The organism is Corallococcus sp. NCSPR001 (genome assembly GCF_017309135.1).
Taxonomy (GTDB): Bacteria; Myxococcota; Myxococcia; order Myxococcales; family Myxococcaceae; genus Corallococcus.
The window spans coordinates 8,526,290-8,538,458 of the sequence record NZ_JAFIMS010000002.1 but is presented as its reverse complement, the minus strand read 5'-3'; the positions used below and the strand labels follow the sequence as shown (position 1 = coordinate 8,538,458).

The 12,169-nt window shown below is 70.6% G+C and carries 9 protein-coding genes; 5 read left to right on the top strand and 4 right to left on the bottom strand.

Going from position 1 to position 12,169, the window contains the following annotated elements:
• Nucleotides 1–41 precede the first annotated feature (41 nt).
• Both JYJ93_RS36350 and JYJ93_RS36345 read left to right on the top strand, forming a co-directional pair.
• A complete protein-coding gene (locus JYJ93_RS36350) occupies nucleotides 42–2,345 on the top strand; it encodes a Tex family protein (RefSeq protein WP_206799199.1) in 2,304 nt (767 codons plus the stop codon).
• 5 nt (nucleotides 2,346–2,350) lie between these two features.
• Nucleotides 2,351–2,803, top strand: a complete 453-nt coding sequence (locus JYJ93_RS36345) for a hypothetical protein (RefSeq protein WP_206799197.1) — start codon at nucleotides 2,351–2,353, stop codon at nucleotides 2,801–2,803.
• 5 nt (nucleotides 2,804–2,808) lie between these two features.
• Here JYJ93_RS36345 and JYJ93_RS36340 read toward each other — a convergent pair whose 3' ends face one another.
• Nucleotides 2,809–3,921, bottom strand: coding sequence for a hypothetical protein (locus JYJ93_RS36340; RefSeq protein ID WP_206800632.1), 1,113 nt, complete (start codon nucleotides 3,919–3,921; stop codon nucleotides 2,809–2,811).
• Complete coding sequence (locus JYJ93_RS36335; protein WP_206799195.1) at nucleotides 3,918–5,774, bottom strand: HSP90 family protein; 1,857 nt, start codon at nucleotides 5,772–5,774, stop codon at nucleotides 3,918–3,920. The genes JYJ93_RS36340 and JYJ93_RS36335 overlap by 4 nt, the downstream gene beginning before the upstream one ends.
• Before the next feature lie 210 nt (nucleotides 5,775–5,984).
• On the opposite strand from JYJ93_RS36335, the gene JYJ93_RS36330 reads away from it, so the two are divergent.
• Nucleotides 5,985–6,845, top strand: coding sequence for a metal-dependent hydrolase (locus JYJ93_RS36330; RefSeq protein WP_206800630.1), 861 nt, complete (start codon nucleotides 5,985–5,987; stop codon nucleotides 6,843–6,845).
• 197 nt (nucleotides 6,846–7,042) lie between these two features.
• Nucleotides 7,043–8,440 (top strand): TerB family tellurite resistance protein, encoded by a 1,398-nt coding sequence (locus tag JYJ93_RS36325; RefSeq protein ID WP_269012999.1) that lies wholly within the window; start codon nucleotides 7,043–7,045, stop codon nucleotides 8,438–8,440.
• A 27-nt stretch (nucleotides 8,441–8,467) separates the two neighbouring features.
• Here the strand turns inward: JYJ93_RS36325 and JYJ93_RS36320 are convergent, their stop codons facing one another.
• Nucleotides 8,468–9,841, bottom strand: coding sequence for a spondin domain-containing protein (locus JYJ93_RS36320; RefSeq protein WP_206799194.1), 1,374 nt, complete (start codon nucleotides 9,839–9,841; stop codon nucleotides 8,468–8,470).
• Between the two features lie 55 nt (nucleotides 9,842–9,896).
• The gene (locus JYJ93_RS36315) at nucleotides 9,897–11,477 is read right to left on the bottom strand and encodes an FAD-dependent oxidoreductase (RefSeq protein ID WP_206799193.1); all 1,581 of its coding nucleotides are present in this window, start codon (nucleotides 11,475–11,477) and stop codon (nucleotides 9,897–9,899) included.
• Nucleotides 11,478–11,571: 94 nt separating this feature from the next.
• Between JYJ93_RS36315 and JYJ93_RS36310 the strand changes: the two genes are divergently transcribed.
• The gene (locus JYJ93_RS36310; protein ID WP_206799192.1) at nucleotides 11,572–12,168 is read left to right on the top strand and encodes a TetR/AcrR family transcriptional regulator; all 597 of its coding nucleotides are present in this window, start codon (nucleotides 11,572–11,574) and stop codon (nucleotides 12,166–12,168) included.
• Nucleotide 12,169: the final 1 nt, after the last annotated feature.

The window sequence follows — 12,169 nt, the reverse complement described above, 5'->3', positions numbered from 1 at the left end:
TCTCTGGGAGGCGCGGGCGGACCGGGGTATAGACGGGCGCCATGCACGTCTATGCCGCCGCGTTGGCCCAGGAGCTGGGCATCAAGCCGGAGCAGGTGGACCGGACCCTCGCACTGCACGAAGAGGGAGGCACGGTCCCCTTCATCGCGCGCTACCGCAAGGAGGCCACGGGGGGGCTGGATGAAGTCCAAATCCAGTCCATCCTGGACAAGGCCACGGAGCGCGCGGAGCTGGACGGGCGGCGCGACACCATCCTGCGCGGCATCGAGGAGCAGGGGAAGCTGACGCCGGAGCTGAAGAAGGCGCTCCAGGCGGCGCGCACGCGCGCGGAGCTGGAGGACCTGTACCTGCCCTACAAGCCCAAGCGCCGCACGCGCGCGGCCATCGCCCGGGAGAAGGGGCTGGAGCCGCTGGCGGACCTGGTGTGGAAGCAGGAGGGCCAGCGCGGGGAGAACCTGGACGCGCGCGTGAAGCCCTACGTGAACGCGGACAAGGGCGTGGCGGACGTGGCGCAGGCGCTGGCGGGCGCGCGGGACATCTGCGCGGAGCGGGTGGCGGAGGACGCGAAGCTGCGCCGCGAGGCCCGCGACCTCTGCACGCGGCGGGGCACGCTGCGCTCGGACGTGGTGCCCGCGAAGAAGGGCGAGACGACCAAGTTCGAGAACTACTACGGCCACGAGGAGCCGCTGTCCCAGGCCCCGTCCCACCGCGTGCTGGCGCTGTTGCGCGGGGAGGAGGAGGGCGTGCTGAAGGTGAAGCTGGGCCTGCCGGACGACGAGGTGAAGGGGCTCTTCAGCGCGCGCGTGGTGACGCGGCCGCAGTCGCTGTTCGCGGGCGAGCTGCGCGCGGCGGTGGAGGACGGCTGGGACCGGCTGATGGGGCCGTCGCTGGAGTCGGAGCTGCGCGCGGAGCTGAAGGAGCGCGCGGACAAGGGCGCCATCGGGGTGTTCGGGGAGAACCTGCGGCATCTGCTGCTGGCGGCGCCGGCCGGGGCTCGGGCGGTGCTGGCGTTGGACCCGGGGCTGCGCACGGGCATCAAGCTGGTGATGCTGGACGCGACGGGGACGGTGGCGGAGACGACGACGCTCTATTCGGAGCGGAGCGCGGACGAGCGGGCGCGCGCGGCGAAGCTGCTGGAGGCGGTGGTGCGCAAGCACAAGCCGGAGCTCATCGCCGTGGGCAACGGCACGGGCAGCCGCGAGGCGGAGGTCTTCACGCGGGACACGCTGAAGGCGATGGGCGTGCAGGTCCCGGTGGTGTCGGTGAGCGAGCAGGGCGCATCCATCTACTCCGCGTCGGAGGTGGCGCGAGAGGAGTTCCCGGAGCTGGACGTGTCGCTGCGCGGGGCGGTGTCGATTGGGCGGCGCTTGCAGGATCCGCTGGCGGAGCTGGTGAAGATCGACCCGAAGAGCATCGGGGTGGGGCAGTACCAGCACGACGTGGACCAGGGGCTCTTGAAGAAGAAGCTGGGTGAGGTGGTGGACTCGTGCGTGAACGCGGTGGGCGTGGACGTGAACACGGCGTCACCGCAGCTGTTGGAGCACGTGTCGGGTGTGGGGCCGTCGCTGGCGAAGAAGCTGGTGGCGCACCGGGCGGCGAAGGGGCGCTTCACGACGCGGCGGGAGCTGCTCAAGGTGAGCGGCCTGGGGCCGAAGACGTTCGAGCAGGCGGCGGGCTTCCTGCGGGTGCGCGGGCCGGAGCCGCTGGATTCAAGCGCGGTGCACCCGGAGCGCTACACGGTCGTGGAGCGGATGGCGAAGGACCTGGGCGTGGACGTGGCGTCGCTGGTGGGGAACGCGGCGCTGGTGCGACAGATTGAAGCGAAGCGCTACCTGGGGCCGGAGCTGGGAGAGCTGACGCTCAAGGACATCCTGGCGGAGCTGGAGAAGCCGAGCCGGGACCCGCGAGGAGACTTCACGGCGCACGCGACGCGGGACGACCTGCGCACGCTGGAGGACGTGAAGGAGGGGATGGTGTTGCAGGGCGTGGTGACGAACGTGACGGCGTTTGGAGCGTTCGTGGACGTGGGCGTGCATCAGGACGGCCTGGTGCACGTGTCGCAGCTTGCGGCGCGCTTCATCAAGGACCCATCGGAGGTGGCCAAGGTGGGCGACCGGCTGACGGTGAAGGTCTTGACCGTGGACCTGGCGCGCAAGCGTCTGGCGTTGTCGGTGCGTGCGGTGCTGGAGGGTGGGGCGGCGCAGCCGTCCGGGAGGCCGGCGCAGTCGAAGCCCGCGAGCGCACCGGCACAGCAGCAGCGGCCCGCGCAGAAGCCCGCGACGCAGGCTCCGCCGCAGAAGAAGCCGGAGCCGTTCAACAACCCGTTCTCGAAGTTGAAGCGCTGACGCACATGGCCCACTTTCAAGACCTGACCCCCTGCGGCTATTTGCGCGAGTGGGAGCAGTCGTCGCTCGCGGTGGGCTGGCTCGAAAGGGGACACGCATATCCCCAGGGCACCGTGGACGAGAAGTTCTTCGAGGCGCTGCTCCGCCTGTGTGGGAAGCCCTGGCAGCCTCCGGTGGTGTCCGCAGGCATCCACGTGTGCTCGCTTTGCCAGTTCGGGGGACGGATCGCGGGCACGTCTTATTTTGGTGCGGGGGGCGCCGCCGGCACAGCGAACGTCTTTATCCCCGGAGAGACGAAGGTCTTCATCGCTCCGACGATGATCGTCCACTACATCGACGCGCACGGGTACGTGCCGCCAGGAGAGTTTCAGGACGCAGTCCTCAAATGCCCTGAGATGCGCTCCATGCCTTACTTCAAGGCCCTCAAGGCCCTCGGATTTCCAATCACCGGGTACTGAACTGCTCAATCCAGCGGGAACAGCCGCGCTTCCTTCGCCAGCACTTCATTGCGCGCCAGCAATCCCGTGAACCGCTTCGTCCCGTTCCGCGCGTCGAATCGTGCCGCGATATCGCGCGCCTGCGACTCCAGCCAATCCTTCAGGGCTCGCGTCCCGTAGCCCCCGTCCACCGCGTGCAGCGGGAACGCTCGCGGCAGGCGCAGGCTCACTTCGTCGCGGCCGTCCGCCACCACCTGGCCCACCAGGAATGACGCCGCCGTGTAGAAGCTGAACCGGTCCCGGTAGCTGGAGTGCTCCAGCGCCCAGCCCAGGTGTTTCTCCAGCAGCGTGAGCCCTCGCGACAGGTTGCCGGTCAGCGCCAGGAACTCCAGGTGCTCTCCCACCGTGGCGAGGAACTCGCGGTTCTTCGCCACCATCGCGTAGCCGCGCACATGGCAGTCCCGCGCTTCCTTCATCCGCTCCAGCTTGAAGAACGGATACAGCAGCGTGCCCAACGTCAGGTGTGGAATCTCCGCGCAGGACTGCCTTCCATCCAGGATGGGCTTCGCCTTCTGGATGGCCTGCTCCCACTCGCCCTTGTCCACGTGGTGGTCCAGCTCGTCGTCCAATTCGCAGACGCGGCAGTCCGTCAGGTGGTCCCTGGGCGCGACGAGCCACGCCTCCCACAGGCGCTCCGCGTCCTCCGTGTCGCCCATGTCGCGCGCCATCTGGTAGCGCAGCTTCAGCGCCGCCCGCTTGCCCGCGTCCAGCTTCGCGAAGCTCTGGTCCACGTCATCCAGCGCGTCTGAAATCTGCTTGCGGCTGATGTGCGGGAACTCGTCCAGCCGGCCCACCACCCACTTCTGCTTCCAGAGCATGTCCTCCGGGTCGAACCGCTGCGGGTCCTTCTTCTGCTGCCCCCGGCACCACGCGAACGCCACCAGCGCCTTGTCCGGATGGCCCCCGAATGTCGCCGCGTCGATGAGCGCGTCCCGCAGCTCGTACCCCAGCGGCACGTCGCCGTGCGCGTCCGTCAGCCGCACCGCCTCCTCCAGCGCGCGCACCTTCGCGTCGCCTTCCGGCAGCTCCTCCGCCTGCCCTCGCAGGGCCTCCACCTGCTGGCGCCAGTCCGCCATCAGTGCATCCCCCGCGAGCCCGGGCCCGACGACCCACCTCCGCCGCCGCCACTGTCATCCAGCCGCGCCGAGATGAGCCCCAGCAGTCCGTGGTTCAAGAGCGCCATCTCCTGCGCGTTGAGCGGGTGCTGACCCAGCAGCAATGCCTGCACGTAGAGCATCTCCACCGACAGCTTCAGCAACTCCCGCCCCTCCACCGCCGCCAGCCGGCGCACCACGGGGTTGTGCAGGTTGAGGCAGAGCAGCGCGCGGTCCTGTCCGCCCGTGCCCGCCATCACCCCGTCCAGCACGCCCGCGTACAAATCATCCGACTCCTCCCGCGCCCGCTCCGCGTCCCGCTTGAACGCGCCTTCCGCGTCCGAGCTGTAGAGCGTGGGCACCTCCGCCGGGAAGAACTTCTTCACCTCCACGCCGCAGCGGAACGGCGCCAGCACCCGCTCGGCCAGGCGCAGCAGCGGGTAGACGGCCTCGCGTTCGTCCAGCGTCAGCTCCTCGAAGCTCTGCGGCAGGTCCGCGGACGAGAACGGCGCCACCTGCGCCTCCGGCACCACGTGCGGCAGCTTCTCCAAGAGCGCCGTGTCGTGCGTGTACGCCGCGTTCAAGACGCACAGCCCCTGCGCCGCCGCCACCCGCGCCACCTGCCGGAACCCGTCCAACGTCGGCGTGTAGCGCACCACCGGCCAGGACCGCCGGTAGTCCGCCAGCGTCATCACCCCGAGCGATGTTTCAAAAGGCAGCCAGTGGATGACGAGCCGGTAGAAGTCGTCGTCATCCAGCGCCAATCCCTTCACCGACAGCCCGTGCAACGCAATCAACCGCTGCAACGCCCGGGGGTCGTCGTTCGCCAGGTCCATCAGGTACTTGCGCAGGGATTGCCCCAGGGCCTCGCGCGCCTTCGCCAGCACCGTGTCCTCGTAGAAGGACTCGCGGCTCGCGGTGGGGCGCAGGCCGTTCGCGTTCACCACGCACTTCACGAAGAACGCCCACTCCGGCAGCAGGTTCTCCGCGCTCTCCGACAGCAGCATCTGCTTCAGGTACACGCGGTGCTTCTGCTTCGCGTTGAAGTGCGGCGACGCCGGCAACACATACGCCACGCCGTCCACGTCCCCCGCCTCCGAGCGCAGCGGAATCACATCCAGGAAGTCCGTGCCGAACACCTCTCGCCCGTACGCGAGCAGCGCCTGCCGCCGGTCTCCCGGCGTCTCGTAGACGCGGCGCCAGGGCGGCCCGTCCGGGTTGAGCGTCTCTGTCCGTCCATCCACCGTGAGCCGCACGGGGAAGGGCAAGAGGCCTCCGTAGTGCTTCGCCAGCTGGCGCACCCGCTCCGGCGTGAACCACTCCACCATGTCCGGGCGGGCCACCAGGTAGACGTGCGTGCCGGGGGCGTCCAGCGGGTGCTCGGAGACGCGCACGTCGTACGTGCCGTCGTGCCGGCCCCGCCACTCCAGCGTCCGCCCGTCCCCCTTCGCCGAGCGCGTCACCACCAGCAGCTCGTCGCACACCATGAAGCACGACAGCAGGCCGATGCCGAACTGTCCGATGAAGTCGTTGCGGCGGGCCTCCAGCTGCTCGCGCTTAGAGGACTCTCCGATGGTGGCCAGGAAGCGGTGGATCTCCTCCTCCGTCAGCCCCACGCCTTCATCCATGAAGAGCAGGGTGGGCGGCCCGCCGTCCTGCTTCTCCCGCAGCTCCAGCCCCACGGCGCCGGTGACCTGGGGCTCCAGTTGCTGGCGGGCGCGGATGGCGTCCGTGGCGTTCTGGAGCAGCTCCCGCACGTAGACCCCGGGCGAGCTGTACAGGTGGTGGGACAGGAGGTCGATGACCCCACGGAGGCTGACTTGGAATCGATGGTCCACGCGGCCGTCGAGCGTAGCGCGCTGCATCCTCCCCGGGGCCACAATCCCCCGCCGTGGGTGGATGAAGGCATGTGTCCTTCCCAAGGCAACCGGACGCGCCAGCCCCCTTCCGCCTCCCTGGCGGGGTGGTATGTCGCGCCCCGGCCGTGCGGCGCCCCCGGGCGGCACGGCGACATGTCGTCTCTTTCCTTCCTCCTGGAGCGGACAACGATGGGCAACAAGCTGAAGGCAGTGGTGGTGAGCGCGGTGCTGGGCGTCGCGGGCGCGGCCTTCGCGCAGGGCACGCCGACGACCCCGGCGGCGCCCAAGGCCGACGCCAAGGCGCAGGTCAAGGCCGCGGCGGGCAAGGCGGCGGCCACGGCGGGCAAGACGGAGGTGACGTGGTGGGGCCACGCCGCCTTCGTGCTGAAGACGCCGGGCGGCGCGACCATCGCCATCGACCCGTGGTTCACCAACCCCAAGGCGCCGCAGGGCGCCACCTGGCCGGAGGCGGTGGACGCCATCCTCGTGTCCCACGGCCACTTCGACCATGTGGGTGAGACGAAGGCCCTGGCCCAGAAGACGAGCGCCAAGGTGTACGGCTCCTTCGAGTTGGTGAACCTCCTGGGGCTGCCGGAGGCGCAGGCCGTGGGCGCCAACGCGGGCGGGACGTTCACCGTGAAGGACGCCACCATCCACCTGGTGGAGGCGGTCCACTCCAGCAGCTACCAGGCGGACCCGAAGGCCGCGTCGCAGTACGCGGGCGCGCCCCTGGGCTTCGTCATCGAAATCGCCAACGGCCCCACGCTGTACCACGCGGGTGACACCGGGGCCTTCCAGTCCATGGCCCTCATCACGGAGCAGTTCAAGCCCACCGTGGCCCTGCTCCCCATTGGCGGCCACTTCACCATGGACCCCGCGCAGGCCGCCGTCGCCGCGAAGCTGCTGAAGGTGAAGACCGTGGTGCCCATGCACTACGGCACCTTCCCCGCCCTGGCCGGCACCCCGGACGCGCTCACCACCGAGCTGAAGAAGACCCGGGCCTCCACCAAGGTGCTCACCCTGGAGCCGGGCAAGGCCACCGCGCTGTAGGCCTTCCGGGTTCACTTCGAGCGCCCGTCCGCCCTGGGTGGACGGGCGCTCTGTTTTTTCCACCAGGCATCAGCATCCGTTGCCGGACGCCTGCGTGCGCCCGGGGTCGAGTGGCATCCCGGAGGCGGCTGGGTTATTCCCCGCCTCAGCGCGCCCGAGGGGGAAGCTCCGGCCGCGCGCTTTCGAGGGGTGTACCGGTGTCGGTGCTGGTTTTTGGAAGGGGGACCTGGCTGGCCGCGCTCCTGACGGACGTGGTCGCCGCGCATGCGCGCTCCCCTTCGCCCGTCCCTGCCCCTCCGCTTCCGGACGCCGCCTCCTCCGGCCGGGCCCGGGGCCGCGCCTTCTTGCGCCGCACGCTGCGCGCGTCCGGGCTCGTCTACGGCACGCCCGTGCCGCTGCCGTCGCCAGTGGACGGCGGTGAGCCCTTCGACGTGCCCGCTCGCGCGGTGGAGGACGAGCTGTTCCATGCCGTGGTGCGCACGCTGGCGCGCATGGCGCTGGACCTGGCGCGGGTGATGGACGCGCCGGAGGGCCCCCGGGTGGAGCAGTTGCTGGTGCTCTTCGCGGTGCTGGCGGGCGAGCTGGACCTGGCCATGGCGCTGGACGCGCGGCTTCAGGCGGGGCTGCCGGTGCCCCGGCGGATGGTGGGCCGGGTGGAGGATGCGCTCGACAAGCGGGCTCCGTCGCTGGCCGGGGATCCGGTGTACGGGCTGGTGCTGCACAACGGCGCGCAGTACGCGGACGCGCAGCTGTTCTGCCGGCAGGCCATTGATTTGTTCTCGAGCGGGCGGCTGTCTCGCGCGACGGCCGAGCGGCGGCGGGACTTCGCGGCGCGGCAGAAGGCGCTGCTCGTGGACGTGCTCACGGCGCTCGCGTGCGTGGACCGAGAACCCAGCGCGCCCGCGCGCCGCGCCATCCTCCGGCAGGTGGAGGGGCTGAAGCTGCCGCACGCGCTGGAGGGCGAGGTGAAGGCCGCGGTGCGCCAGTCCTTCGAGCGCAAGCGCGACGTGCGGGACGTGGTGCGCCGCGTGCGCAGCGTGGACATGCGCCACCTGCTGCTGGAGCAGGCGCTGCTGGCGGCGCTGGTGGACGGCCGGCGGACGCGGCGGGAGCGGGCCTTCATCGACACGCTGGCGGGCGCGCTGCACGTGCCCCACGCGGAGCTGCGCCGTCTGGAATTGGAGATGGCGGAGTTCTACGCGCGGCACCGCTCGCTGGTGGATGTCTTCACCGTGTCGGACGCGGCGGGCGCCATGGGCGAGGAGCTCATGGGCGGCATGCAGGAGACGCTGGAGAAGAACTTCCACCGGCTCATGCAGGAGGCGCGCGAGACGGGCGACCTGGCGGTGCTGCTCACCAAGGCGGCGCGGCGCCAGAAGCTCACCGCCGACGAGCGCCAGCGCATGCGCGCGCAGCTCATCGACGTGGCGAAGGCCATCCCCGCGCTGGCCATCTTCGCCGCGCCGGGCGGCATCCTGCTGCTGGCGGCGCTGGCGAAGGTGCTGCCCTTCAGCCTGCTGCCCAGCGCCTTCCAGGACGGCCCCGCGGTGGACGCCTCCGACGACGAGGACACCCTGGAGCGCGAGGCCGTCTGACGCCCCCGTGGGACGCGCGGCGCGGGACTACTCCGCCGTGAGGGTGACGCGCAGGTGCTGGGTCAGCGGCGTGCCGTAGCGCGATGGGGGCACCCGGCGCACGGTCTGGTCGGTGTCCACGGTCCACTCGGGCGCGCCCTGGTGCGGGCCCACGGCGGGCTCCTCGTCCAGCTCCGTGCCCGCGTCCCACAGGTACACCCTGGACGTGATGTCGCCCGTCACGGGGGCATTGGCCTTGTCGAAGAGCGCGATGCCCTGCTCGTCGGGGCCGAAGAACCAGTCGTTGGACTGGCCGAACATGGTCGCGAAGGACAGCCGGTCGCCGGGGCTGGCGTTGACGGTGAATTCATAGGCACGGCCCGGCAGGAGGGGACCGGGCGCGGACGCGTCCACGGGCGTGTTGAAGGTGCCTGATTTGCTCACGCCCGCGGGCGGCGTCGACGTAAGGGCGTTGGCCAGCCGCGAGGCATCCCCCGTTTCCGCGAGCGCCTCCAGTCCCTGGCCCCGGTCCTGCGCGCCTTCGGTGAACAGCGGCGAGGCGGCGGTGTGCACGGCGAAGACGCCCGGTGACAGGGGCGTGGCCACGCCGTTCAGCGGCTTGAGCCAGGTGTCCAGCGCGGTGGCGTCGCCGCCCTCCGCGAGCGTCTCCAGTCCCTGGCCCCGGTCCGGCTGGCCTTCCGTGAAGAGGGGCTCATTGCCCGCGGACACCACCCAGACTCCCGGGGAGATGCGCACGGGCTTGATGCCCTCGGAGGTGCTCAGGGTGTTGCGGTCGTCGGAGACGTTCTCGATGCGCACGGTGAAGCGGTTCGTGGCCGCTTCGTGGGCCAACTGCACGCGGATCATCGACGCGAGCGGGGGCAGATTGAACGGCAGGCCGCTGCTGAGCACGGGCTGCGTGCCCACGCGCCGCACGTTGCTGGAGTTGAAGTCGTTGATGCCCGGGCCGTCCGTGGAGGTGGCCTGCTTCGGACCGGTGTGCGCGCCCACGCCGGGCTCCTCGTTCACCTCCGTGCCCGCGTCCCAGAGGAGGATTTGCGAGGTGATGTCGCCGGTCAGCGGCTGCCCGAGGGCGGAGTAGAGGGGAATACCCTGGGGCTCCGTGCCGAAGAACCAGTCGTTGGATGCCCCGAACATGGCGGCGAAGGAGAGCCGGTGGTTGACGCCCGCGGTGAAGCTGAACTCGTAGGTGTCGCCCGGGGCCAGCGGGCCCGGTGAGGTGCCGCTCACCTTCGTGTCGAACCGGCCGGACTTGAGGTTCTGGAAGGGCGCCACGTTCTCAATGCGCACGCGGAAGCGCCGGGAGGACGGGTCGGTGTCGTCGCCGGAGCCGCAGGCGGACAGGGTGAGCAGGCCCAGCGCGGCTCGGGCGGCGCCAACACGGAAGGAGCGGATGGACATGGCGGGAGTCTCCTTGGGCCTCGCCTGAATGCGAAGCCCGGGGGTGTTGCTCCCTCTACGCAGGAAGGTTGACGGCGGTTACATCCAGCGCGGCCTCCGCGTGGGCGGGCAGGAGCGGCGTGAGGAACGCGGTCAGCGCCGCGAGGTCGCCGGGCCGGGATGCGTGTCCCACGTAGCCATCCGGGCGCACCAGGATGAGCGCGTCCCTGCCCGGGGCCACGTCGTAGGCGCGGTGCGCGTGGCCCTCCACGTCGTTCAGGGACTCGGGGACGGGGGCGTTGCTCTTCCCGAGGACGCGGACGACGCGCACGGAATCACCAGCCCATGCGCCGGCATCCGTGTGCGCGTTCCCAAAGGCGAGCAGCGTCCAGTGGGGGCCGCGAAACCTGTCCGACAGCCGGACAGGTTTTCCGTGGGCGTCCACGCAGGGGGCATCCGGGGCGCGGTCTCCGGCCTGCACGCGGGCCGTGTCGCCGGGGGCCTCGGGTGCGAGCGGACCGCCGCGATAGCTCAAGCCCAGTTGCAGCAGCTCCTCGCCGCGGTTCAGGGCCTTCATGCGCCCCTGCCGCATGCCGTCGAACAGCTTCGAGGACAGCCCGAGCACCCGGGCCGCGACGGGCAACCGCTCCGCCTCGTAGGTGTCGAGCAGGGCGGGGTCCGCGCCCTGGAGCACGTGGCCCAGCTTCCAGCCCAGGTTGTAGGCGTCCTGCACGCCGGTGTTGAGCCCCTGGCCGCCGGAGGGCGGGTGCACGTGCGCGGCGTCGCCCGCGATGAAGACGCGGCCCACGCGATAGCGGTCCGCCATACGCACGTTGGGGCGGTACAGGGACAGCCAGCTCGCGTCATGCAGGCGCAAGTTTCGGCCCGGGCGAGCGGCCTCCTGGATGCGCTGATGGAGAGCCGCCTCGGTGAGCTCCGGCACGACGCCACCGGGCTTCACCTGGAGGGCGAGCTGGAAGCGGCCCGCGCCGGGAAGCGGGCACAGCGCCACCACGCCGCCCTTCGCGAAGGGCCATATGTGCCAGTGCGTGTGGTCCAGGCCGTCCACGCTCACGTCGCCCACGACCATGCGCTCCTCTTCGTGGGTGATGCCGTGGAAGGTCAGGCCCAGGTCCTTGCGCACGCGGCTGTGTCCGCCGTCCGCGCCCACCAGGTACCGCGCGCGGACGGTCTCCTCCACGCCGTCACGGGTGAGGGTGGCGGTGACGCCGGTGTCGTCCTGGGTGAAGCCGGTGAGCGCGGTGCCCAACTCCACCGTGACGCCCAGCGACGTCAGCCGATCGCGCAGGATGCCCTCGGTGCGGGCCTGGGGCACGAGCCAGGGATTGGGGTGGGGCACGTCCGGCGTCGGCGTGCGGCGTTTCATCATGGTCCACCGACCCACGACGAAGCGCCGCCAGTGGAGGCGGAGGCTGGGGTAGGGAGTACCGGCGGCCAGCACGGCATCGAGCACGCCCAGGTCGTCCAGCACCTCCAGCGTGCGAGGCGAAAGCCCCTTGCCGCGAGAACCGGCGAAGGGGCGCGGGGCCGCGTCCACGATACGCACGCGAATGCCCCGGCGAGCCAGGTCGCAAGCGAGCGTCAGGCCCGTGGGCCCCGCGCCGATGACGAGCACCGGAAGGATGTCATGGGACATGGAAGGTCTCCTGTCGCGAGCCAGCGGCGACGGAGACAAGAATGTAAGGGAGTGCTTATGTTGTCAGCTTGCGTTCCCGTCCCAGGAGTCCGGCATGCCTCGCGCGAAGCTTTCCCCTCGGAAGACGCCCACGCAGGAGCGCTCACGCGCGACAGTGGATGCGTTGGTGCAGGCGACTGCTGACATTCTGGTGCGCGACGGCTACGCGAAGCTGACGACGAACCGCATCGCGGAGCGGGCGGGCGTCAATGTGGCGTCGCTGTACCAGTTCTTCCCAGGCAAGGAGGCGCTGATGGCGGAGGTGTTACGCCGTCACGTGAAGAAGGAGCGCGCCGCCACGAGGGAGGTGCTGGCGACGCGGAAGTTCACCACGCTGGAAGACCTCATCCGGACGCTGGTGGCGATGGGCTTCGCGGCGCACGCGGTGAATCCGAAGCTGCACCACGCGCTGACGGAGGAAATGCCCGCGCGTCCGGCCAGGAAGTGGGACAAGGACGACGCGCCCATGCTGGAGGCCCTGGGCCAATTCAAGACGGACGTGCCGGATCCGGAGCTGGCCCTGTGGCTCATCGACACGGTGGCCCACGCGGTCATCCACCGGGCCGTGGTGGAGCGCCCCGAGTCCCTGTCCCAGGGGCTGCTCCAGGAGGAGCTGGTGACACTCCTCCTGCGCTACCTGAAGCGGAAGTGAC